24 protein-coding genes are annotated in these 24,599 nt (G+C 32.7%); 20 read left to right on the plus strand and 4 right to left on the minus strand.

Going from position 1 to position 24,599, the window contains the following annotated elements; translation table 11 throughout:
• Window positions 1-241 precede the first annotated feature (241 nt).
• The gene (locus ACODH8_RS13460; protein WP_332467054.1) at window positions 242-1,051 is read left to right on the plus strand and encodes a sortase domain-bontaining protein; all 810 of its coding nucleotides are present in this window, start codon (window positions 242-244) and stop codon (window positions 1,049-1,051) included.
• A 42-nt stretch (window positions 1,052-1,093) separates the two neighbouring features.
• On the opposite strand, the gene ACODH8_RS13465 is transcribed toward ACODH8_RS13460, so the two are convergent.
• Window positions 1,094-1,414: a DUF1292 domain-containing protein gene (locus tag ACODH8_RS13465; protein ID WP_332467053.1), complete on the minus strand. Its 321-nt coding sequence runs from the start codon at window positions 1,412-1,414 to the stop codon at window positions 1,094-1,096.
• Between the two features lie 93 nt (window positions 1,415-1,507).
• The gene (gene rnhC / locus ACODH8_RS13470; protein WP_332467052.1) at window positions 1,508-2,437 is read right to left on the minus strand and encodes a ribonuclease HIII; all 930 of its coding nucleotides are present in this window, start codon (window positions 2,435-2,437) and stop codon (window positions 1,508-1,510) included.
• Between the two features lie 185 nt (window positions 2,438-2,622).
• On the opposite strand from rnhC, the gene zapA reads away from it, so the two are divergent.
• From zapA to mtnA, 12 genes are all read left to right on the plus strand, one after another.
• Window positions 2,623-3,081, plus strand: coding sequence for a cell division protein ZapA (gene zapA / locus ACODH8_RS13475; RefSeq protein ID WP_332467051.1), 459 nt, complete (start codon window positions 2,623-2,625; stop codon window positions 3,079-3,081).
• A 28-nt stretch (window positions 3,082-3,109) separates the two neighbouring features.
• Window positions 3,110-3,658, plus strand: a complete 549-nt coding sequence (locus ACODH8_RS13480; protein ID WP_332467050.1) for a CvpA family protein — start codon at window positions 3,110-3,112, stop codon at window positions 3,656-3,658.
• An 88-nt stretch (window positions 3,659-3,746) separates the two neighbouring features.
• Window positions 3,747-6,119 (plus strand): endonuclease MutS2, encoded by a 2,373-nt coding sequence (locus ACODH8_RS13485; RefSeq protein WP_332467049.1) that lies wholly within the window; start codon window positions 3,747-3,749, stop codon window positions 6,117-6,119.
• Window positions 6,120-6,199: 80 nt separating this feature from the next.
• On the plus strand, window positions 6,200-6,511 hold the full coding sequence (gene trxA, locus ACODH8_RS13490) for a thioredoxin (protein WP_332467048.1): 312 nt from the start codon (window positions 6,200-6,202) through the stop codon (window positions 6,509-6,511).
• Window positions 6,512-6,605: 94 nt separating this feature from the next.
• Window positions 6,606-8,384, plus strand: a complete 1,779-nt coding sequence (uvrC, locus tag ACODH8_RS13495) for an excinuclease ABC subunit UvrC (protein ID WP_332467047.1) — start codon at window positions 6,606-6,608, stop codon at window positions 8,382-8,384.
• A gap of 71 nt (window positions 8,385-8,455) precedes the next feature.
• Window positions 8,456-8,752 (plus strand): hypothetical protein, encoded by a 297-nt coding sequence (locus tag ACODH8_RS13500; protein ID WP_332467046.1) that lies wholly within the window; start codon window positions 8,456-8,458, stop codon window positions 8,750-8,752.
• A 106-nt stretch (window positions 8,753-8,858) separates the two neighbouring features.
• Window positions 8,859-10,064: an NAD(P)/FAD-dependent oxidoreductase gene (locus tag ACODH8_RS13505; RefSeq protein ID WP_332467045.1), complete on the plus strand. Its 1,206-nt coding sequence runs from the start codon at window positions 8,859-8,861 to the stop codon at window positions 10,062-10,064.
• Window positions 10,065-10,575: 511 nt separating this feature from the next.
• Window positions 10,576-11,679 (plus strand): sugar ABC transporter substrate-binding protein, encoded by a 1,104-nt coding sequence (locus tag ACODH8_RS13510; protein ID WP_332467044.1) that lies wholly within the window; start codon window positions 10,576-10,578, stop codon window positions 11,677-11,679.
• 24 nt (window positions 11,680-11,703) lie between these two features.
• The gene (locus ACODH8_RS13515) at window positions 11,704-13,203 is read left to right on the plus strand and encodes a sugar ABC transporter ATP-binding protein (RefSeq protein WP_420503814.1); all 1,500 of its coding nucleotides are present in this window, start codon (window positions 11,704-11,706) and stop codon (window positions 13,201-13,203) included.
• A gap of 1 nt (window position 13,204) precedes the next feature.
• Window positions 13,205-14,200 (plus strand): ABC transporter permease, encoded by a 996-nt coding sequence (locus tag ACODH8_RS13520; protein WP_332467042.1) that lies wholly within the window; start codon window positions 13,205-13,207, stop codon window positions 14,198-14,200.
• Between the two features lie 13 nt (window positions 14,201-14,213).
• Window positions 14,214-15,407: an S-methyl-5-thioribose kinase gene (gene mtnK, locus ACODH8_RS13525; protein WP_332467041.1), complete on the plus strand. Its 1,194-nt coding sequence runs from the start codon at window positions 14,214-14,216 to the stop codon at window positions 15,405-15,407.
• Window positions 15,408-15,422: 15 nt separating this feature from the next.
• Window positions 15,423-16,481: an S-methyl-5-thioribose-1-phosphate isomerase gene (mtnA, locus tag ACODH8_RS13530; RefSeq protein WP_332467040.1), complete on the plus strand. Its 1,059-nt coding sequence runs from the start codon at window positions 15,423-15,425 to the stop codon at window positions 16,479-16,481.
• 51 nt (window positions 16,482-16,532) lie between these two features.
• Here the strand turns inward: mtnA and ACODH8_RS13535 are convergent, their stop codons facing one another.
• Window positions 16,533-17,294 carry a DeoR/GlpR family DNA-binding transcription regulator gene (locus ACODH8_RS13535; protein WP_332467039.1) on the minus strand — a complete coding sequence of 254 codons (762 nt, stop codon included), beginning with the start codon at window positions 17,292-17,294 and terminating at the stop codon, window positions 16,533-16,535.
• Window positions 17,295-17,417: 123 nt separating this feature from the next.
• On the opposite strand from ACODH8_RS13535, the gene ACODH8_RS13540 reads away from it, so the two are divergent.
• The 6 genes from ACODH8_RS13540 to ACODH8_RS13565 all read left to right on the plus strand — a co-directional run bounded on the left by ACODH8_RS13540 (window position 17,418) and on the right by ACODH8_RS13565 (window position 22,297).
• Window positions 17,418-18,095: a class II aldolase/adducin family protein gene (locus ACODH8_RS13540; RefSeq protein WP_332467038.1), complete on the plus strand. Its 678-nt coding sequence runs from the start codon at window positions 17,418-17,420 to the stop codon at window positions 18,093-18,095.
• A gap of 214 nt (window positions 18,096-18,309) precedes the next feature.
• Window positions 18,310-18,627 (plus strand): PadR family transcriptional regulator, encoded by a 318-nt coding sequence (locus tag ACODH8_RS13545; RefSeq protein WP_332467037.1) that lies wholly within the window; start codon window positions 18,310-18,312, stop codon window positions 18,625-18,627.
• Complete coding sequence (locus tag ACODH8_RS13550; RefSeq protein ID WP_332467036.1) at window positions 18,624-19,313, plus strand: DUF2812 domain-containing protein; 690 nt, start codon at window positions 18,624-18,626, stop codon at window positions 19,311-19,313. The genes ACODH8_RS13545 and ACODH8_RS13550 overlap by 4 nt, the downstream gene beginning before the upstream one ends.
• Before the next feature lie 11 nt (window positions 19,314-19,324).
• Entirely contained in the window at window positions 19,325-20,227 is a 903-nt protein-coding gene (locus ACODH8_RS13555; RefSeq protein WP_332467035.1) for an ABC transporter ATP-binding protein, read from the plus strand.
• Window positions 20,220-21,464, plus strand: coding sequence for an ABC transporter permease (locus ACODH8_RS13560; protein ID WP_332467034.1), 1,245 nt, complete (start codon window positions 20,220-20,222; stop codon window positions 21,462-21,464). Before ACODH8_RS13555 ends, ACODH8_RS13560 begins: the two co-directional genes overlap by 8 nt.
• A gap of 275 nt (window positions 21,465-21,739) precedes the next feature.
• Entirely contained in the window at window positions 21,740-22,297 is a 558-nt protein-coding gene (locus ACODH8_RS13565; protein WP_332467033.1) for a cadmium resistance transporter, read from the plus strand.
• A 45-nt stretch (window positions 22,298-22,342) separates the two neighbouring features.
• Here ACODH8_RS13565 and rpsD read toward each other — a convergent pair whose 3' ends face one another.
• The gene (rpsD, locus tag ACODH8_RS13570; protein WP_332467032.1) at window positions 22,343-22,954 is read right to left on the minus strand and encodes a 30S ribosomal protein S4; all 612 of its coding nucleotides are present in this window, start codon (window positions 22,952-22,954) and stop codon (window positions 22,343-22,345) included.
• 353 nt (window positions 22,955-23,307) lie between these two features.
• Between rpsD and ACODH8_RS13575 the strand changes: the two genes are divergently transcribed.
• Entirely contained in the window at window positions 23,308-24,099 is a 792-nt protein-coding gene (locus ACODH8_RS13575) for a formate/nitrite transporter family protein (RefSeq protein ID WP_332467031.1), read from the plus strand.
• The last annotated feature ends 500 nt before the right edge of the window (window positions 24,100-24,599 follow it).

Below are 24,599 nucleotides of genomic sequence, written 5' to 3' on the forward strand. Positions count from 1 at the left end.
AGTCACTTTAACCATAGCAGAAAGGGGTTCTTTTTTCATCACTTAACGGGTGAAGATGAAAAAGTAATTGTAAGCTGCCGTGAGGCAGTTTCACATGGTTTTAATTAAAAGTATGAATTATTCAGGTAATAAATAAACAAGAAAAATTAATATGACGGGGGTTCGTCACAACCTGGGGGATGATGTGAGTATTTAGTCTGACTGATTAGTAATAAAATAAACTAAAAAGGGGAAAAATCAGTTGACTGCTAAAATTTATAGGGGATTGATATCGTTACTATTGTTATTTACTATTGGGAAAGTGGCATCTATTATAGAACCAGATGACACAGTTCTGGCTGCTACTAAAGAAGAGGTTCTTGTTGAAAATCAAGAGGAAGTCGTACAAGTAGATGGTCCTAACTGGGGAGAGCAGATTGTATCAGAAGAGACTTTGGGGAAAGATGATTCAGATGAGACAACTGCAGAGATAGTCGATAAGAATAGTAGTGTAGAGAGTACAGAAAAGATAGCATTAACGACTCAAGATGATATTGAAGAAGTCATTATAGATCAAGAAATTGTAAAAGAAGAAGTGATGGTTGAAGAGAGTGTTGAAATTTCTCAAGAATTTGAAACACAACAAGTAGAAAATAAAATTCAACCAATGGCTATGTATATAAATAACCAAACTATTTTCTATGAAAATGGTGGTGAGGTTTATGGTCAATCAATAATTGATAACGATTACAATATGGTATCCACGTGGGGTGGAGCTTCAGTACAAAATGGTGATGACGGATTAACGACACATTTTATCGGTCATAATCCAGGGATTTTCTCAGTTTTATTTGGGCTTTCTATTGGCTCAGAAGTTGGAGTGACTGATGGTAATGCTCGTCTAACGACCTATCATGTCGTTGATATTTGGGTTGTTGATAATTCTGGTTATGAGGTTCAAACAGGTGAAGATACTTGGGATAGAATTACTAGTCCTTATCAAGGAGAAGCAATTGTATTACAAACGTGTATTGATGATTATACTAATCTCATTCTCTTTGCAATAAACTAAACAAAAAAGAGGGGATTCCATCATGGAATTCCCTCTTTTTGATTACTCTTCTTCTGCTTCAAAAGCGTTGAATACTTCTTCAATCATATTCCATTCTGCTTCAGAATCGATTTCAGTTAAGCGTCCTTCAGCTTCGCCATCTTTTTGTTCGTAAGCGTAAGCTAATAATTCAACTTCTTCACCTTCTGGAGAACTAGCGTCATATAGTAAAACATAGTCTTTACCAAATTCTTCTTGTCCATCAATTGTTAAATGAATACGGAAAAGAATTTCATTTCCTTCGTCATCAATTAAAGTGATTAAATCATCTGCATCGTGGTCATGAATATCATGGTCATGATCATGGTTGTGATTATCTGTCATTTGTACATTCCTCATTTCTTTTCGTTTAACTTCACTCAACATTATACCCAAAATAATGAAAAAAGGCTATCAATCACCTTAGAGAAATTAATTTTATCTAAAGGCGATTTTTTTGGCTTTTTCAGTGTTAGCAAAATGGAGTTTAGCATATTTATTCAGAAGGGGCATACCACCTCGTTTTAATATTTTGGCAGCTGCTTGATCAGATTTAGTCCCAGCTCCAGATGGAACAGTAAAGCCAAGTTCCTGGCTGGCTTTATCAAGTTCCTCTAAAAATGTTGCGCGACAAATAATAGAAGCCGCAGCAACAGATAAATGATACTGTTCACCTTTAGTTTTGAAATATAAATTTTCTGTTACTTGATTAGGTTCTCTTTTTAAATAATTGCGGTAACTATTTTCTGTTGTAAATTGATCAATTAGTATGCCTTGCGGTTCTTCAGGTTTTAAATCATTTAAAAGTAGAAAAAGAGCTTGATTATGAAGGGCAACTTTCATGCGATTGACATTATAGTTTGGTTGGATTTCATTATATTTTTCAGGTGTCACAATCAATTGTCTATAAGGAACTACATGAACCAAATCTTTAGCAATTTTTCGAATCATAGTGTCCGTTAGCATTTTGGAGTCTTTAACTCCTAATTCTTTAAGAAGAGGTAGTTGTTCCTTTTTAGCGTAAGTAGCACAAACCACAACAGGACCTAAGTAGCTACCATTTCCAACCTCATCACTCCCTACAACAGACCAATTAGCAAAACCAGTAGGTAAAGTGGAAGAATCTTTATTAGACTTTTTATTTGTTGAAGGAGTCGTAGGTTTAACTTCTCCCCATTTACTTGCTTCACTTTCTGCTTGAGTCCCTTGAAACAATACTTTCCCTGATTGATAAGCAGTAATCGTTACACCAGGTAATTTAGCAGAAAAAGTAGCGTAAGGAGGTGTCTTAGATAAGTTTGCTTGGTACAATGTATTCATTTTTGAGATGGTTTCTTTACTACAAACGAGCGTAATAGATTGACTCATTAAATCTCCTCCAGATATTATTTTCATTGGTCATTATATCAATAATAAAATTATAAAGAAATAGTTTTGAAAAGTTCCATTAATTTTGATGGATAAAATTGTTATTTGATTCAAAGTCTTATATAATTAAGCTTAAGGTAAAACGGTAAGAAATAATTGATTCTATGTAGTTAGGAGGTTGCGTTATGGCACAAGAAGAAATGAAGCGCTATAAGACTAAAATCGCTGGCGAGACTTATACAATTATTGGAACAGAAAGTCATTATCATATGGAGATTGTTAATGATTTGGCGAATGAACAAATCGAGCAGATTAAACAACAATCCCCAAGCTTAACAAATGAACAAGCTGCTATTTTACTTGCAATTAATACCATATCGGTTCAAGTGAAACAGCAAGAAACTATTTTGGATCAGAGAAATGAAATTGATCAGTTAAAAGCTGAAATTGGCCGAGTAAGAGAATTAGAAGAAAGACTGGACCGTATTGAAGCAAGAGAAAAAGAAGCAAGACAAGCAATCATTAAAGAGAAGCGACAATTAACTGAGGAAGAAACACTGAACCATATTGAAGTTCAAAAAGTGTTAAACCAACAAGTGAAAGAAAAAATTCAGCGCAACAATGATCATAAAAAAAATAATTAAAAATAATCAATGAGTAAGGTTTGAAACGATGTTAACAATTTTAATAATTATATGTTTAGGAACAAGTTTTTATGCGGGGTATCGGCGAGGATTAATGTTACAGCTTGTTTATGGAGCAGGTTACATCATTTCTTTTATGGTAGCTCACAGCAAATATAAAAGCTTAGGAAAAAAACTGGAGCTTTTAGTTCCTTATCCGGCACCAACAGAAAAAACAAGTTTAGTCTTGTTTGATAAGAACTTAATATTTGATTTAGACAAAGCTTTCTATGCAGGTTTTGCTTTTGTATTAATCATATTTATCGGATGGTTAATTACGCGTTTTATTGGTGTATTATGCTATCGATTAACATTTATCCCTATAATAAAAGAGGGAAATGACTTGGCTGGAGCTCTTTTAAGCACAGTTTTAACCTTAGTTGGATTAACTATGATTTTAACACTACTTGCTATGCTGCCAATGGATTTCATTCAAAATTTATTTAAGAAAAGTTGGTTAGCAAGAACCCTAGTTGATTCTACGCCACTTGTTTCAAGTTGGCTAAATAACTGGTGGATAACGAAAATTATTTTATAACAAGAGGTCAAAGGTATAGTCTATCATCAGTTGACTAGATGTTTTGCCTCTCTTTTTTTTAGTGGTAGGACAAATGAAGGAGTACATAATGAATAAAAAAATATTACAAACCTTAGAGTTTGATAAAATGAAACAATTATTGGCGCAACATATTGTGACCAAATTAGGTGAAGAGCATATTCAACAATTAACACCCTTAAATGATTTTGATAAAATCGAAGAGTATTTAATTGAAACAAAAGACGGATTTGACGTGCTGAGACTACGTGGTGGTATTCCAATTCCGGTATTAGAAAATATTAAACCACATATGCGACGTATTGAAATAGGTGCGATGTTAAATGGGCTAGAATTAGCTCAAGTAGGTCGAGTATTAAGAACCGTAACTGAATTGCAAAATTTCTTTGAGGATTTAAGAGAACTTGAAATAGAATTAGAAACGCTATACGAGTGGAGCGAAAAAATGATTGCTCTACCTGAGTTAGCTAAGACAATCCGTATCTCTGTAGATGAAGATGGTCATGTGACAGATGAGGCTTCAAGTGAGCTAAAAAGTATTCGTCAAAGTATTAGACGTTCTGAACAAGGTGTCAAAGACCAGTTAGATAGTATCTTAAGAGGTGGAAGTAGTAAGTATTTAAGTGATACCATCGTAACAATGAGAAATGAACGTTACGTTATTCCTGTCAAAAGTGAATACCGTGGTCATTTTGGTGGGGTAGTTCATGATCAAAGTGCCTCAGGACAAACCGTTTTTGTAGAACCGAGACAAGTGGTTGAACTTAACAATAAATTACGTCAACATCAAATTGCTGAACGTAAAGAAATAGAAAGAATATTGGCAGAATTGTCTAATGAATTAGCACCATATAGACAAGAAGTCTTGCAAAATGCATTTGTTATTGGAAAATTAGATTTCATTAATGCCAAAGCTCATTTTGGAAAACAGATACAAGGTGTTGTACCAACACTAAGCCAAGAAAAATTTGTGTCATTAAAAGAGGCAAGACATCCTTTAATTGATTCAGACAAAGTAGTGGCAAATGATATTATTATTGGTGAAGCGTATCAAGCCATTGTTATCACAGGACCTAATACAGGTGGTAAAACGATAACATTGAAAACATTAGGTCTATTGCAGTTGATGGGACAATCCGGTTTACCTATTCCAGCTCAAGAAGGTAGTACGATTGGTGTGTTCTCAGATATCTATGCTGATATTGGGGATGAACAGTCCATTGAACAAAACTTGAGTACGTTCTCTTCTCATATGACCAATATTGTTTCTATATTAAAATCTTTAGATGAAGATAGTTTAGTTCTATTTGATGAGTTGGGAGCGGGAACTGACCCTCAAGAAGGAGCCGCTCTAGCGATTTCAATCTTAGATCAAGTCGGTCAAACAGGTGCGTATGTGATGGCAACAACTCACTATCCAGAGCTTAAGGTATATGGTTATAACCGAACAGGTACGATTAATGCGAGTATGGAATTTGATGTAGATACCCTTAGTCCAACCTATCGATTATTAATCGGTATTCCAGGAAGAAGTAACGCTTTTGAAATTTCAAAACGCTTAGGATTATCAACAAGTATTATTGACCAAGCTAAACAAATCATTGATGGTGAGAGTCAAGATTTAAATGAAATGATTTCAGATTTAGAAAATCAACGTAAAATGACAGAAACTGAATACTTAGAGATGCGTCATCACGTAGATGAATCAGAAGAATTACATCGTGACTTAAAAGAAGCCTATGAGTTATTCTTTACTGAGCGTGAAAAAGAATTGAATAAAGCTAAAGTGAAAGCTAATGAAATCATTGCAGAAGCAGAAGAAAAAGCTGAGAGTTTAATACAAGATATTAGACAAATGCAAATCAGAAGTGAATCAACAAGCAAAGTGAAAGAGCATGAGTTCATTGATGTTAAATCGCAACTATCTGATTTAAAACATGAAGAAACACATCTAGCTAAAAATAAAGTACTTAAAAAAGCAAAAGAGAAGAAAAACTTTAAACCAGGTGATGATGTTCTTGTTGAAGCGTTTGGCCAACGAGGCACGTTAATTAGTAAAACAGGTAACAAAGAATGGCAAGTTCAATTAGGTATTTTAAAAATGGCTGTTTCAGAAGATGGTATGACTTTACTTGCACCAGAAAAAGAGCCGGCTAGAAGAATGACAACGATTAAAAGCGATGGTGGTGGAAGCCGTAGTTCAGTGAAAACCCAATTAGATCTACGAGGTAAACGTTTTGAAGAAGCTGTTTCAGAAGTGGATCAATACATTGATGCAGCCCTCTTAGCAGGTTATCCTCAAGTAACTATCGTTCACGGTAGAGGAACAGGAGCTTTGAAAAAAGGCGTTCAAGATTATTTAAGAAGTCATCGACGAGTGAAAAGTTTTGAATATGCGCCAGCCAATCAAGGGGGAGACGGGGCAACAATAGTTACTTTTTAATACCAAGCAAATGATTAGATATAAAGTACCCCCTTTGGTATAATTCAATTATAATCAATCATAAGGAGAGTGTTATTGATATGTTATTAGATTTAACAGATAAAAATTTTGCTGAAGAAATCAGTGAAGGATTAGTAATGGTAGATTTTTGGGCTCCTTGGTGTGGACCTTGTCGTATGCAAACACCTATTTTAGAACAAATGTCAGAAGACTATTTAGACCAAGTTAAATTTGTAAAAGTTAACGTTGATGAAAACCCAGCAACAAGCCAACAATTTGGTATCATGAGTATTCCAAACATGCTTTTATTCAAAGATGGCCAAGTAGTTGAGAACATTGTAGGAGTTCATCAAAAAGCACAACTTAGTCCAATTATTGACAAACATTTATAAAATAATGAAGCATTCAGCAAGATAATCGTTGCTGAATGCTTTTTTTTATTTCTCTTGTTATACTTATGTCGAGAGACTGCAAGGAGTGATAGTCATGAACGATACAATTAAAAATAAATTAGCTTTGTTGCCAGACCAACCTGGCTGCTATTTAATGAAAGATAAAAATGGAACCATTATATATGTAGGAAAAGCTAAAATTTTAAAAAATAGAGTAAGATCGTATTTTACTGGAAGTCACGATACTAAAACAGAACGTTTAGTAAGTGAAATAGTAGATTTTGAATACATTGTAACTGAATCAAATACAGAAGCTTTACTGTTAGAAATTAATCTGATTCAAAAAAATATGCCGAAATACAATATTATGTTGAAAGATGATAAATCTTATCCTTTTATAAAAATAACAAACGAGAAAGCACCAAGATTGTTAATTACAAGAAAAGTATTAAAGGACAAGGCATTGTATTTTGGTCCCTATCCAGATGTGAGAGCGGCTAACGAAACAAAAAAAATGTTAGATAGAATGTATCCGTTAAGAAAATGTAACAATATTCCTAATGAAGTTTGCTTATACCATCATATGGGTCAGTGTTTAGGACCATGTATTAACGAAGAAGTTGAGGAACAATACAAACAAATAGTAGAAGAAATTAAACACTTTTTAAACGGTGGTGGGTATACAGAAGTTCAAAAAAAACTAGAAGTAAAGATGAATCAAGCGGCAGAAAATATGGAATTTGAACGAGCGGCTGAGTATCGTGATCAAATAAACGCTATTGAAACAGTTATGACAAAACAAAAAATGACAAATGCGGATTTCATTGACCGTGATGTGTTTGGATTTGCTGTTGATAAGGGATGGATGGTTGTTCAAGTCTTTTTTGTCCGTCAAGGTAAACTGATTGAAAGACGTGTGTTTGATTTTCCTTTCTATAAAGAAGCGGAGGAAGATTTTTTAACTTTCATTGGTCAGTTCTATTTAGATAATCGTCATTTTATTCCAAAAGAAATATTGATTCCAAAAGAAATAACCAAAGAAGATGTTGAAGCGATTGTGCCAACTAAAATATTACAACCTCAAAGAGGAGAAAAGAAAAAATTAGTTGAACTGGCTAATAAAAATGCTGCTATCTATTTAAAAGAGCAGTTTGGTCTGATTGAAAGAAAAGAAGAGAGAACTATTGGAGCTGTTGAAAAGCTTGGTGATATCATGAATATTCAAACACCGTACCGGATTGAAGCATTTGATAACTCTAATATTATGGGGACTAACCCTGTTTCAGCCATGGTTGTTTATATTAATGGTAAACCTGCTAAAAATGAGTACCGTAAATTTAAAATTAAAACAGTTAAAGGGCCAGATGATTATGCGTCTATGGAAGAAGTCATTTTTAGACGTTATTCAAGAGTGTTAAAAGAAGACCTTCCTTTACCAGATTTGATTTTGATTGATGGAGGAAAAGGGCAAGTTCATGCGGCCCAAGAGGTATTAGAAAATCAGTTAGGTGTAGATATACCAATTGCGGGATTAGCGAAAAATGACAAGCATAAGACCAGTGATTTACTGTTTGGAACAGACTTAGAACCTGTACCATTAAAAAGAAATTCCTCTGAATTCTTCTTACTCCAAAGAATCCAAGACGAGGTACACCGATTTGCGATAACTTTCCATAGAAATACAAGAAGTAAAACAAGCTTTGCTTCTAAGTTGGATAATATAGAAGGTTTAGGACCAAAACGTAAAAAGGAATTACTCAAAAATTTTAAATCCGTAAAAAATATAAGTGAAGCAACTGAAGAAGAGTTGATAGAAAAAGGAATGCCCAAAAACGTTGCTAAAGCTATTGTGACACACTTTAAAATAGAATAACGTGGTTTTTTTGTATATAAAATGGTACAATAAAAAAGATTTTTCAAAAAACATATCAAAGGGGAATATTTGTGTCTTTAATTATTAATACAACGTTGATTGTCGCTATTTTTGTCTCTATGCTTTATTTTTACTATCGAGGGAATGTTGCTAAAAAATCTGAAGTAGGACAAAAAGTACTTGCTTTTACCAGTCAAATCACGATGAGTGCCTTTATTTTAGGCTTAGCAGTCATTTTAATTGAATTAAATGCGTTTGGTTTATCTCGCTCAAAATTTGTTGATCATTTATTACTATACGGAGCATTCGTTAGTATCGTTAATAGTTTAAGTTTATGGTACTTTTCACGTACTCTAAAAGAGAAATAAACTGTGTAAATTGAGAAATTTAACTGTAATAGTTTCAATCAATTGACTTTTTTGTGAAATACTCCTATAGTGAAATAGAATTAATGTATGGAGGGAATAGGAAAAGATGAACAAGCCGAAAATTGTTATTCTTGGAGCAGGTTATGCTGGATTAAAAACAGCAAAACAATTGCAAAAGAAAAATGTTAATGCTGAAATTATTTTAGTAAACAAAAACGAGTATCACTACGAATCAACTCAGTTACATGAGGTAGCTGCAGGAACAGAACCAGGAAGTAAAATTAGCTTTAATATTGCTGACGTTATTGATAGCAAAAAAGTTACTTTTATCCAAGATGAAGTAACATTAATTAAAAAAGATGAGAAAAAAGTAGTATTAGCTAAAAAAGGTGAAATCACTTATGATTATTTAGTAATTGCTTTAGGGTTTGAATCAGAGACATTTGGTATCCCTGGAGTAAATGATTTCTCAAAACCTTTAGTAGATATTAAAACGGCTGAAGCAGCTCGTCAGTACTTAGATGCTAATTTAGCTAACTATGCTAAATCAAAAGATGAAGCAGATTTATCAATTGCTGTTTGTGGAGCAGGGTTTACAAGTATCGAGTATTTAGGAGAAATTACTAACCGTATTCCTAAATTAGCTGAAAAATTAAACTTCCCAGCTGACAAAGTTAAAATTACTTGTATTGAAGCAATGCCTACTTTATTACCAATGTTCTCTGAAAAATTAGGAACATATGGTATTGATGTTCTTAAAAAACGTGGTGTGAACTTTATCGTAGGAACTCCTATTAAAGAGATTAAAGAAAACACTGTTGTTTACGAACAAGAGGGCGAATTAAAAGAATTAACAGCTAATACAGTTATTTGGACAACAGGAGTACGTGGTAGTGCTGTTGTGGGTGAATCAGGATTTGACGAGCGTCGTGGACGCGTTGTTGTAGAATCTGATTTATCTGTAGCTGGATATCCAGAAGTATTTATGATTGGTGACGTTAGTGCTGTTATGGATGGTGACTCAGGTCGTCCATTCCCAACAACAGCTCAAATCGCTTTACAACAAGGTGCTTATTTAGGTAATGCTTTAGCTGCTAAATTAAACAACCAATCTGTAGAAGCTTTTGCGTACAAACCATTAGGAACAGTAGCTTCAATTGGTAATAACGTTGGTTTAGGTAACGTTATGGGCAAAGAAGTTAAAGGTTATATTGGATCTATCATGAAGAAAAACATTATCAATAAATCATTAGTAACAACTGGTGGAACTAAAACACTTCTTAAAAAAGGTCGTTTTGACTACTACCATTAAAAATAATTGAATTAAACAGAGTCGTTTATCAAATGATAAACGGCTTTTTTGTGTTTGCGAACAAAATAAAAGGGGATTATAAATAAAATTCGGTTTTAAAGTAATAAAAACTATTATTGTTATAAAAATAATTTGCTATCATATTGAATTTAAGAAATTTTAAGTTTATTTATTGATAATATTGGGTTTTGAAGAGGTTAAATAAATTATTAAAGTTATTTTATATTTACAAAACCACTATAAAACAAACTAAAATAACTACAAACAAAGATAAACAAAGAATAAGTATGGTTAATTAACGTTGAAATTGTAAAAAACAGGTGGTATAATTCTGTTAACCAAAAATGAAAGGGGATACACATTCGTTATTTGTTTCGGTGAAGTGTTATTTAAAATGTAGATAGTTCGTCTTTGCTTATAAAAAGTAAAGATGAGATGGATAAGTTACTAAGTAATATAGCTCTTTAGAGAGCTTTTATTTTTTGTCAAAAGATAATGAGGAGGATTTTAAATGAAAATGAGTAAGAAATGGTTATTAGGTTTAGGGATGTTAGCTTTAGGTGTTGGATTAGTAGGTTGTGGAAGTGGTAGTTCTTCTAAAGGGAAGGAAGCTACTGATTTTCCAGAAAGTACACCAGAAGCATTAAAAAAAGAAACTAAAATTATGGTTATCAGAAAAATTGGTGGAGATGATCACACAGCTCAATATTTAGCAGGAGCTAAGTCAGAGGGAGAATCATTAGGATTTACAGTGGATACATTCTCAGCAAATGGTGATACAGCTAAATTCCATGATGCTATCAAACAAGCTGGAGATAAAAAATATGATGGTGTTATTATTTCCCATGGAGATGATGCTGCAACTGCTCAAGGAGTTAAGGAATTAACTGACAAAGGTATACCTGTAGTAACTTTTGACTCGGTAGCAGAAATTTCTGAAATAGAAGGGGTAACAATGACTTCTCAGAATGATGAGGAATTAGCTAATTTAGCTTTGGAAGAATTACATCGACGTCTTGGAGATAAAGCGAACTTTGCTTACCTTTGGGTAGATGGTTTGGTACCTATGGTTAAAAGAAACAAAATTTATACATCTTTTATGGAGAAAAATCCTGGTTATAAAGAATTAGATCGTTATGGCGTAGTAGCAGCAGACACAAGTGTTCAAACTCAAAATGCAGTAGGCGCTATGTTAACAAAACATGGAAAAGGTAAAATGGATGGTATTTTTGCTACGTGGGATGCTTTTGGAATGGGAGCTTACCGTGCCTTAGAAGAAGCAAATAGAGATGATGTAACGTTAGTTAGTATTGATGTGTCTAATGCAGATTTACAAGCCATGCAAGCTGAAAATAGTCCTTGGGTAGCAACAGCAGCTTGTGACCCTAAATTAATTGGTGAGATTAATATGCGAATTTTAGCTAAGAAAATAGCTAAAGAAGAAACACCTGCTGAGTATACTATTGCACCAACGTTAATTACTCAAGAACAATTAAAAGAACATGGTTCTGATGTGACAATGGAGAATTTACCTGAAGTTGTTGAAGGTTGGGGTAAATCGGATGAATTTGTTGAACCGTGGATGACAGATTTAAAAGAAAGTAATCAAAAATAATAAATAAAGATAAGGGAGTTAGCTATGGTCAAATTAGAAATGAAAAATATATCAATTGAATTTCCAGGAGTAAAAGCATTAGATGATGTAGAATTCTTTGCTCAATCAGCAAGAGTTCATGCATTAATTGGGGCTAATGGAGCTGGTAAGTCAACGTTGATGAAAGTTTTAGCAGGTTCTTACGACCATTATACTGGGGAAATATTAATAAACGGGAAATCATGCACTATTAAAAGCCCTAGACATGCCCAAAATGTCGGTGTTCAGATTGTCTATCAAGAAGTCGATACAGCACTGATACCTTATCTTACTGTAGCTGAAAACATTTTATTAAATGAATTAGTTTTAGTAAAAGAAAAAAATCGCATTATTCGTTGGAAAGATATCTATCAAAGAGCGCAACTTATATTAGATGATCTTAATTTAACAATTGACTCTAAAAAGTTAGTTTCAGAATTAAGTTTAGCTGAAAAGCAGATGGTATTAATTGCAAGAGCTGTTTCTTTTAAGTGTCAGTACTTAATATTAGATGAGCCGACAGCCCCCTTAAGTAATTCTGAGACAAAGGAACTTTTTAGAATTGTTAATGAGCTAAAGAAAAAGGATGTTTCTATTATTTTTATATCCCATCGTTTACCTGAGTTATTTGACATTTGTGACGATATTACTGTTATGAGAGATGGACAGTTTGTTGCACGTAAATTGATAAGTGAAACCAATCAAGAAGAAATTGTAGAGTTGATGTTAGGTAGACAAATGGGCGATCAATTTCCAAAAGAATCGATTGAACATGGGGATACGCTATTTGAAGTTAAAAATTTATCAGATGGTAGATTACTCGAAGGTATCAACATGACAGTTAAAAGTGGTGAAATAGTAGGGATTTCCGGACTAGTTGGTGCAGGAAAAACAGAATTATGTAAAACGTTATTTGGCGAATTTAAGCCAGTGACAGGTGAAATGTTTTTAGCTGGTAAAAAAATAAAAAATAAAAATCCTTATGTTGCTGTGAAAAATCGAATTGCTTTTGTTCCAGAAGAAAGAAGAAAAGAAGGAATTTTAGTAGAGGAAACCATTACTTCTAATGCAAGTATTGTTAATTTAGGGAAGTTTTCTTATCTAAAAACTTTTTTAAACTTAAAAAAAGAAAAGCACAATGCTCAAGAAGTAGTCGATCAACTAGCAGTTAAAGCGCCATCTGTTCAAGCGAAAGTTAAAAATTTATCTGGTGGGAATCAACAAAAAGTAGCGATTGGTAAATGGTTAACAGTGGATTCAGAAATTTATATATTTGATGAACCAACTAAAGGTGTTGACGTCGGTGCCAAAAAAGATATTTTTGAACTAATTGTTAAGTTAGCAGCAGAAGGTAAAGGGATTATTTATGCAACCTGTGAATTTCCTGAAATTCTAGGTTTAACTGACAGAAGTTATGTCATGTATGATGGGAAAATTGTAAAAGAGGTAGTGACTTCTCAAGTAACTGAGGAAGAACTCTTATATTATTCAACAGGGGGAAATTAAAGTGGAGCAAGTTATAGAGTCAAAAATAAAACCAAAAGAAAAAAAGAATGTGATGGATTTTGTTTATAAGTATGGTACTTTTTTAACCATCATTTTATTAGTCGTGTATTTTAGCATTGCTTCTGAAAGTTTTCTAACTAAAGATAATATCATAACTATTTTACGATCTATTTCTATTGTAACGATTATAGCAATTGGTATGACCATTTCACTAACGGTGGGTGGATTTGATTTGTCAGTTGGATCAGTTGCATCAGTTTCAGTAGGAATTGTTATTTCAATGTTTGTTTGGTACGAACAAAATACATTTGTAGCAATATTAGCTGCGATTTCTGTAGCTGCAGTTTTGGGGTTAATTAATGCTTTTATGATTGTAAAAGTGAAAATACCAGACATGCTAATGACATTAGCGACAATGTTTGTATATCAGGGAATCGCTTTGACCTACAGTAAAGGGGCTATGATTTCTGAAAAAATGATTATGCCTAATGGATTAGTAGCACCTGGTGAAATTAGTGGTGTTTTTGCTAAATTAGGAAAAGTACCTTGGATTATTATTATTATGTTTGTAATTGTTATCTTAGTTCATATTTTTCTGACATACACAAAACATGGACGCTATATGTATATTATTGGTGGCAATATGGAAGCAGCAAGACTGTCGGGAATTAATGTAGATCGCTATAGAATTATTGCTTACGTATTATCTGCGATTTTAGCTTCTATCGGTGGGATTATTTTAGCTTCTCGTGTGATGACAGCTGAAGTGAATCCAGGAGCTCCTTATTTAATGGATGCCGTTGCAGCGTCTTATATTGGGTTATCAATTGGTGGTTCTGGAAAAGCAAATGCTATTGGAACTTTGTTTGGAGCTATTTTGATTGGTATTTTACAAAATGGTTTAGTGATGATGTCAGTTCCTTATTATGCGATGGATATTGTTAAAGGAATTGTATTAGCATTTGCTTTGACACTGACATACTACAGAAAAAAATAGGGAGATAAGAAATATGACGACAAGAGATTTTAATAAAGAGTATTTCCGATTTAATGAAGAAGATGCTATTGCTTATTCAATTGAAAAATTAGGCTACTTTAGTCAAGGAGATAAATTAGAGTGTGTAGAAATTGGTGATGGTAACCTTAATTATATTTTCAAAGTTTATAGCAATGAAAAATCAGTTATTATCAAACAAGCAGGTCCTGAAGCAAGAATTTCAGATGACATAAAATTATCTCCTGATCGTAATCGGATTGAATCAGAAATTTTAAAATTACAATATGAGTTAACAAATGGTAAAGTTCCTGAGGTTTATTCATATGATGATAAGATGAACTGTACGTCTATGGAAGATTTATCTGATCATGTCATTTTAAGAGCTGGCTTATTAGGATATCAATCTTTTCCGTTATTGGCAAAAGAATTAGCTAACTTTATGGTTGAAACACTACTTCCAACAAGTGACGTCGTGATGAATCATTTGGAGAAAAAAGAATTAGTGAAAAATTTTATTAATCCTGAATTATGCGAAATTTCAGAGGATTTAGTTTTTACAGAACCTTACTATGATTGTTCAAGAAATGATATGCTACCTGAAACAAAAGAATACGTTAAAGAGTTGATTTGGTCAGATGATGAATTGAAGTTACAAGTAGCTAAATTAAAATTTGATTTTATGACAAGAACAGAATCGTTGATTCATGGCGATTTACATTCAGGTTCGATATTTGCTAAAAGTGATTCAATGAAGGTAATTGACCCTGAATTTGCTTTTTATGGTCCAGCTGGATACGACGTAGGTAATGTTATGGCTCATTTTATTTTCTCTATTTTACATGTTAAACATATAGAAAAAGCTCCAGAAGTTTTTGAAGTTTGGGTTAATAAAGTATTGGGAGAAACTTTGGATGAGTTTGTTTCAGCGTATCGTTTAAAATGGGATCAAATAGTAACAGATGATATGGCTAAAGTGTCAGGCTTTAAAGAAGAGTATCTGTCTCAATTATTAAGAGATACAGCTTCTTATGCTGGTACGGAGTTATTACGAAGAGTAATAGGCCTTGCTCATGTCGCTGATATAACTAACTTACCAGAAGAAAAACGTATTTTAGCAGAAAAAGAAGCTTTACTGATAGGTAAGACATTAATTAAAGAGGCAAGTCGTTTTAAATCAGGTGCTAACTATCAACAATTATTTAATTAAAAGTGAGGGAAAAACATGGAAGCATTTATCGAACCAGTTCAATTAAAAGATGAAACAAGTGAATTAATTTTATTAGATCAAACGTTGTTACCAAATAAAGTAGAATATTTACATTTAACAACTCAAGAAAGTATTTGGGAAGCTATTTATAAATTGCAAGTAAGAGGAGCTCCTGCAATAGGAGTAGCCGCAGCTTATGGTGTTTATTTAGGAGCAAAAGCGTCAACAGCTACAACATTTGAAGCGTTTAAAGAAGACTTTATGACATCTAAAAACTATCTAGCATCTTCAAGACCAACAGCAGTTAATTTATTCTGGGCTTTAGAACGTATGCAGTCTCGTTTGGAAAAAGAAGCAGATAAAACAGTATCTGAAGTGAAAGAAGCGTTGTTAGAAGAAGCTAATCAAATTTTATTAGATGATAAAGAAGTCTGTCAAAATATTGGTGAGTTTGGTTCTGAACTACTAAAAGATGGTATGACTATTTTAACTCATTGTAACGCAGGTGCGATTGCAACAACTGGATTTGGAACAGCCTTAGCGCCGGTTTATGTGGCTAAAAATAAAGGCTTAGATATTTCTGTTTATGCAGATGAAACAAGACCGTTGTTACAAGGAGCAAGGTTAACAGCTTGGGAGTTAGTAGAATCAGGTATTGATACAACTTTAATTTGTGATAATATGGCTTCGATTGTTATGAAAGAGGGAAAAATTGACGCTATTTTTGTTGGTTGTGACCGAGTAGCATTAAACGGAGATGCAGCTAATAAAATTGGGACATCAGGGGTTGCGATTTTAGCAAAACATTACGGAGTGCCATTTTATGTTTGCGCGCCGCTATCAACAATTGATGTGAAATGTGCAACTGGGGATGATATTGAAATTGAAGAAAGACCCGGAAGTGAGATAACGGATATGTGGTATGAAACACCGATGGCTCCAACAGGTGTTAAAACATATAACCCTGCTTTTGATGTAACCAGTCATGAGTTAATTACTGGAATCATTACAGAAAAAGGTATCTTAAAAGGGAATTACAAAGAAGCTATTAGTGAGTTATTTGATTTGAATTAATAGTAAGACATGAAAAAAGCCAGTTAGTTAACTAACTGGCTTTTAACAAGCTTAGTAATGTTCTTTGTAAGTAATCTTTTTTTCTTTTAAGAAAGTAACCCATTCATCACTTAAATGATTATCTGTAATTAAAAAGTCGATATCATCAAATGAACAGATTTTTTTAAAGGCTGTTCGATCGAATTTCGTGTAATCAGCAACTAGATAAGTTGTATTGGCTCTATTTAGAGCGATGTTTCTTATTTCAGCTTGTTGCTCATTTGAATCGGTAATGCCATGAGCGATATTTAAAAAACGACATGAGATAAACGCTTTATCAAAGAAGTAATTAGTCATATTGGTTTCAGCTTGTTTACCAAGAAGAGACATCGAGTTTGGGCTAAGATTACCGCCAATAACAACTAAATTGATTTGATTTTGAGTGGCTAATTCATTTGCAATCTTTAATGAATTGGTAGTCACGGTTAAACGTTTCTCTTTGACAGATTGTGCGATATAAAAAGAAGTAGTGGAAGCATCTAGGAAAATAGAATCTCCGTTATTGATAAATTCTGTACAGGCGAAAGCTATCTTTCTTTTACCTTCTATATGAATGTGTTCTCTAAAGTTAATATCAATTTCATTTTGAACGCCTTCGGTTATATAAGCTCCACCGTAAGTTCTTTTTAAAAAACCTTCTCGTTCAAGTTGGCTCAGATCTTTTCTGATGGTCTCTTCTGTTAGTTTGAATGTTTCTGAAAGTTCTATAACAGACATGCTGTTTCGTTCTCTGATAAGTTCTTTTATTTTTTCTTTTCTAACAATGGGAAGCATATGGTACCTACCTTTTTTCTTTTCTTATAGTATATCATGAAAAAAAGATTGAAGTAAGAAACAACTAAGATATAACGCAGAAAAACATAGTGTAAACAAAGATTTAATTGGAGATGAAAGTAAATGAAAATAGAAAATGAGTTAGAAATAAGACAAAGTATTTGCGATATAGGAAAAAGAATATATGATCGTGGTTATGTAGCGGCTAACGACGGGAATATATCAGTTAAGACATCAGAAGGGATAGTCTATTGTACACCAACAGGCGTTAGTAAGGGGTTTATGACTCCTGATATGATTGTTAAAATGGATTTAGAAGGAAACCAATTATCAGAAGGATTAAAAGCTTCTTCAGAGGTTAAAATGCACTTACGAGTATATCAAGAAAATCCTGAAGTAACAGCGGTTGTTCATGCTCATCCAGTGGCTTCAACAGCATATGCTATTGCTGGGATTCCTTTGAATCAAGCGCTGTGTCCAGAAGCTATAGTTACTTTAGGGAACGTATTGGTGGCTCCTTACGCAACACCTGGAACTCAAGAAGTACCTGATTCGATTGCTCCTTACTGTACAGACTATAATGCTGTTTTATTAGCAAATCACGGTGCATTAACATGGGGAAGAGATTTAATTGAAGCTTATTATCGAATGGAATCTTTAGAACATTTTGCTATGTTAACAACTTATACAAATCAAGTAATAAAAAAAGCAGAGCACTTAACGAGTGAACAAGTAGGAGATTTAATAAAAATCCGTGAACAGATGGGTGTTAACTCAGGCGGATTTCCAGTTGTTAATTAATTGGTTTTATAAAGAAGGTTTAGTTATTAACGACTAAACCTTCTTTTTTATGATTGACTAACCTTAATAAAATGTCTTTTTAAAGTAGGTAACAATTAATTTTTATAAATAGTGTTGACAAACTATTCTATTTTGGATACTATATCGTTAAGTGATATATCACTCAATGATATATCTTCTTACGATATAGTTGTTAATGAAAGGAGATGGACAGGTGAATGAGCCGTTAACAGACTCAAATTATCTAATTCTTTTAGCGTTGTTAAAGCCAAAACATGGTTATGCTATTATGAAAGACATTTCTGATATTACAGATGGAAAAGTTTCTATAGGGCCTGCAAGTATGTATACCATCTTAAAAAAATTAGTTAAAAGTGAATTAATTACGCTAGAGCAAGATGATGATCGTAAAAAAGTTTATTTGATAACTGATTTAGGTGTACAAGCTTTGGAAGCTGAAGTAGAAAGAAGAAAGCTATTTTATCTTGCTGGTGAAAGATTACTTTCAGAGTTACGAGGTGAGTTGGATTGATCATTAAAGGGAAAAAGTATTTGTTTTCAAAAGGGTTAGCATTTTATGCTGAAATGGAAAGTCAGCGTTTAGAAAGAGAGCTTTCTGAAGGGTGGTTAATTGATAAGATTCATTGGTTAGGTTTTTATCGATTAAAACAAGTGGAGCAAGAACAAGCTCAAGTAGTAATTGATTTTTATCCAGGTAAAAAAAGTGAAATAGATGAGTACATAGATATTTATCAGGCAGCAGGTTGGGAAAGCGTGACAAGTTATCGACAACGTTATTTTATTTTTAAATCAGATATTGGAACAGAGGCTGTTTATACAGATGAGGAGAGCTATGCATCAAGATTGAGTAAAGAAAGACAGTGGATGCTTTTAAACTCATTGTATTTTGTTCTGATAGGTTTAATCGGGGTATTATTAATGAAAATGCCGATGACAAAAGAGTTCCTTTTATCTATGCCATCTATTTATTACACAATAGGCGGAGTGACAATGATTAGTTTAATGTTTCCAATTGTCATGCTAAGTCTACTGTTGTATTACAAATTAATTTATTCTAAGCGTCAGGCTTATTTTAAAGAACCAAAACGATATGCCAAAAGGCAACATTTTTTTATTGATTTAATATTTGCTGGTTTAATCGGTGGTGTCTTAGGAGGCATCATTGGTTTTGTAACAGGTTATTTCGGATTATTTTAAGGAGGATTTGTATGTTAGAAGTTGAAGGGTTAACAAAAACATTTGGTGACATGAAAGCAGTAGATGATGTCTCATTTCGTATACCAGATGGTAAAATTTTAGGGTTGATTGGGCAAAATGGAGCAGGAAAATCAACAACATTTAGATTGATTTTGAATTTTTTAGATCAAGATAAAGGAACAATCCATTGGGACAACCGGGATATTAATGAAGATGACTACAATCAAATTGGTTACTTACCTGAGGAAAGAGGATTATATCCGAAAGTAACGATTGAAGACCAATTAATCTATTTTGGCCGATTACGTGGAAAAACGAAAAAAGAAATTGTTCCATTAATTGATAAATGGATGGATAAATTCCAAGTTAAAGGTAAGAAAACAGATAAAGTTAAGTCATTATCAAAAGGGAATCAACAAAAGGTTCAATTAATCTCAACTTTGATTCATGAACCTAAGTTAGTTATTCTTGATGAACCATTTAGTGGATTAGATCCAGTTAATGCGGAGTTATTAAAACAGGGAATTATCGAATTAAAAGATCAAGGATCTTGTGTTATTTTTTCAAGTCATAACATGGAAAATGTAGAACAAATCTGTGACCATTTAGTTATGTTGAAGAATGGGAAAATGGTATTAAATGGCCGAGTTGATGATATTCGTGAACAGTTTGGCAGAACACAATTACAAATTGAAACAAGTATGTCAAAAGACGAGTTATCTGCTATTTCAGGTGTCCTTGAAGTAGTAGAAAAAAGAGCAAATACGTACAACATTAGATTAGAAGAGCCAAGTGTTGGTAAAGTGATATTTGATGAAGCGATGAAATTAACGGATTACCTACCAGTATTCAATCAACAACCACCAACATTAGAAGAAATATTTAAATTAAAGGTGGGCGAAAAAGATGAATAAATTTTGGGTAGTAGCACTTGAAACGTATAAAAAACATGTTAAATCAGTTAGTTTTGTTATGATGATAATTGCGCCTATATTAATGTTAGGATTTGTCTATGGCGGTGGCTATATGAATAGTAAGTTTTCTGAATTAAATAACATTTCTGTTATAAGTGAGTCAAAAGATGTTCAGAGTGCTTTTGTTGAGCAAACTAAAAAAGATTTTAAAATCGACAATAAAATTAAAACAAAAGAAGAAGCTGAAAAAGCATTAGCCAATGAAAAAATAGATGGTTATTTGGTTATTTCGTTAAATGATAATGGCTTAGAAGCAAATTATACTGGTGTGAAATCACTTGGAACAACTGATAGTGCGGTGATTCAACAGAACTTAAATCAATTACAATTAGGTATGAATACAGCATCTTTAGATTTAACGGAACAAGAAGTAGGACAGTTATTAGCACCAGCAACTTTTTCTGAAAAACAAGTTGTGATTAAAGATGGTAAAATTGAAGAGAATAAGAGTAATAAAGCTGCTATGGTAATGGTTAGTATGATTGTTGTTTTTACTATGTACATGATTGTTATGTTGTACTCTACAATTACAGCTCAAGAAGTGGCTTCGGAAAAAGGTACTCGTATTATGGAAGTTATTCTCTCAAGTACAACAGCTTCTAAACATTTTTATGGTAAAATAACAGGTATTTCATTAGTTATTTTGACTCAAGTCGCAGTATACTTAGTCACTGGGTTAGCAGGGTTTTTATTTGTTAAAGATATTCCTGCTGTTAAAGAATTTTTTGAAGTAGTATCTCCAAATGAAATTTTAAAAGGTTTATTAGGATACAATCTTCTTTACTTATTATTTGGTGTGCTAATCTATACTATTTTATCTGCTTTTATGGGTTCTTTAGTTAATAAATCTGAAGACTCAGCGAAAGCAGCAGCACCGGTGACTTATATTATTATGGCAGGATTTTTACCAAGTATGATGATTGGTATGGCAAATCCGCAAAGTGTCTTAATTAAAATCATGTCATTTATACCATTCTTATCATCATTTGCGATGCCAATAAGAATTGCTAACTATGAAGCGACTAATATGGAAATTTTAATTTCATTAGGCGTTTTAGTTATAAGTATTGTGATTTTATTGAAACTTGCAGCTAAAGCGTATAAATCTACAGTGCTTGTTTATAGTGATAAGAGTATGATGAATGTCTTTAAAGATGCTATGAAGTTATCTAAATAAAAAATGGTTATTCCATTTTGGAATAACCAACCTTGAAAGAACGTTGATATAGACGTTCTTTTTTTGTTTTTTTACGTGGAAGGTAGGAGTCGAACCTACACTATACATATAGGAAAAAACTTTCAGCTATACAGGTATAACACCAAGTTCATCCACTAATTAAAGATATTTATACTATAAACTATAGTAGTTAAGAAAGGGTAAAGTAATTTTGAAGAAATATCTAATAAATTAGAGTAAAATACAATTAGTTTTGAAGAAAGTATGGTGATGAAATGTTTTCTCTTATTTTAACAAGTATTAGTTTATTTATCGCAACGAACATAGATGATTTACTATTATTGATTATGTTTTTTGCTTTATATAGTTTACCTAAAAAAAGAAAAGAAATAGTGATTGGTCAATATATTGGAATGGGAACCTTAATAACTATCAGCGTGATTATTAGTTATACGATAGGGAAATTAGATTTGTTTGATTTAAAGTGGTTAGGGATTATTCCTATTCTGTTAGGGGTGAAAACTTTTTTTGAAAAAGAAGACGAGTCAGAAGGGTTAGATAAAAAAGATAATAAGTTGGTAAGTCAAGTTGTCTTATTAACATTATTAAATGGAACTGATAATATTGCTGTTTATGTTTCATTGTTTAGTCCATTAGGGGTTCAAGAGATGGGACTTTCAATAGTAGTTTTTTTAATCATGACAGCTGCTTGGTGTGTGTTAGCGATGAATTTAGTTCGCCATCAAAAAGTGAAAGATAAGATGATTCAATATAAACGATTCATTGTACCAGTTGTTTTAATTTATGTAGGACTTAATATGCTATTAGGATAAAGAAAAAAGCCAAAACTTGAAAAAGTTTTGGCTTTTTTGATAATCTTAAAGTAATTTGTTGTAGAATTCTACTACGTATGACTCATCAATTTCTTGTGATAACTCTTCACGTTCTGGTAAACGAGTTAAGCTACCTGATAAAGCATCAGCATCAAAGCTTACGAATGCTGGGCGGCCTAATGTAGACTCAACAGCTTCTTTGATGAATGATACATCTTTAGATTTTTCACGAACAGAGATAACTTGTCCTGGTTCAACGCGGTATGATGGAATATCAACGCGTTTTCCGTCAACTAAGATATGACCGTGGTTTACAAATTGACGAGCTTGACGACGTGTAGTAGCTAAACCTAGACGGTAAACTACGTTGTCTAAACGTTGCTCTAGTAAGATCATGAAGTTAACACCGTGTTTACCTTCTTTGATTTGACCAGCAGCTACGAACAAGTTACGGAATTGACGCTCAGTTAAGCCGTAAGTATGACGTAATTTTTGTTTTTCAGCTAATTGTAAGCCGTACTCAGATTTGTTTTTTCTTTGGTTAGGTCCGTGTTGACCTGGTGCGTAAGGACGACGAGCTAATTCTTTACCAGTTCCTGATAATGAAACGCCTAAACGTCTTGATAATTTCCAACTTGGTCCAGTATAACGTGACATAAATAATTCCTCCAATAAATTTCTTTTGTTTTGGAGTAAAATAATTTCTTAAAAATATTAACATCCGCTTAGTTTATTTTTCAATCTTCACCCTTGCAGCCGTGGCTACTCAATTGAACCTAAAAAGGCAAACAAACTAATAACGAGCTGTTTATTTTTTAGCTGCATTATTTTACACAAATTATATTATACAATGAATGACTAGTGATAGTCAATAAAAATAATGATTATAAAAATTAATAGATTTTTGACGGTTTTTTTCCAAATTTAGATACAATAAAGAAGTTAATTATGATAGATTGTATAAGAGAAAAATTTAAACAGATGTTTAAGGAGTAGAAAGGGATTTAGAAATGGAATATAAATCGGATTTAATGGAGACAATTGATGCATCAATTGCAAAGAAGAATCAACTGATTGACACGAACTTTGGAAGGTATGCAGTTCGCTCGATTTTAGCAACTCTTTACCTGAGTTTAGGATCAGCAATCGCAATAGGGTTAGGTTTAAAATTTGATGGTGGAGTAGGAAAAGCTTTATATGCCTTAGCCTTTGGTTTAGGTTTATCATTAATTATCTTCTTAAACGCAGAATTAGGAACATCAAATATGATGTATATGTCTGTTGCGGCTTACCGAAAAAAATTATCAGTATCAAAAGCTGCAAAAATTTTATTTGTCTGTGTGCTATTTAACTTAATTGGAGCAATTGTTTTTGCTTACTTACTATCAATGACTGGTGCTTTTAACAATTTACCAGCTGATAACTTCCTGGTTCATATAGTAGAAGGAAAGTTTGAAAAAGGTGTTCTTCAAACCTTAGTAGAAGCAATGTTTGCCAATATCATTGTTAACTTGGCTATTTTAATGTCAATGAAAGCAAAAGATGATATGGCTCGCTTCTCAATGATTCTATGTATTATCTTTATCTTCACATTCTTAGGATTTGAGCACGTTATCGCTAACTTTATTTATTTCCCATTAGCATTCTTCACTTCTGGTGGAGCTGTGGCAGGAATGACAGCAGCAGCAGTAGGAACTAATATCGTATTAGCCTTTATTGGTAACTTTATCGGTGGAGGATTAGTTATTGGTGTGACATATGCATGGTTAAATAAAGATTTATCTGTTAAATATTTAGATTAATTACTGAGATGTAAAAACTCAAAAACAATGATACTTTTATCCTTGTTTTTGAGTTTTTTTATATGTTATGTCATGTAGCTAAATTATTGAATGTAAACTAATAGAAATAAACTTGTGAATAAATTATTTATATTAGTTTTTAATGAGAAAAAATTGAATATACAAAACAGTTTCTACAATAAGTGAATAGATGTTATTTAATTTTTATTTTGCTTGTTAGAAAGATTTGTTGTAAAAAAAACGAACTATAAAAAAAGATATTATCTAAACTTTCGTTAATTGTGAAAAAAATATCAATTGTATCCCTGTTCATTAAAGGGTCGTATGATGTGTAATAAATTGGATTTATTCTAATTTTAGAAACATTATGTATCCTGAATAATTCATACTTTTAATTAAAACCATGTGAAACTGCCTCACGGCAGCTTACAATTACTTTTTCATCTTCACCCGTTAAGTGATGAAAAAAGAACCCCTTTCTGCTATGGTTAAAGTGACTA

Source organism: Vagococcus fluvialis (assembly GCF_048815235.1).
Taxonomy (GTDB): domain Bacteria; phylum Bacillota; class Bacilli; order Lactobacillales; family Vagococcaceae; genus Vagococcus.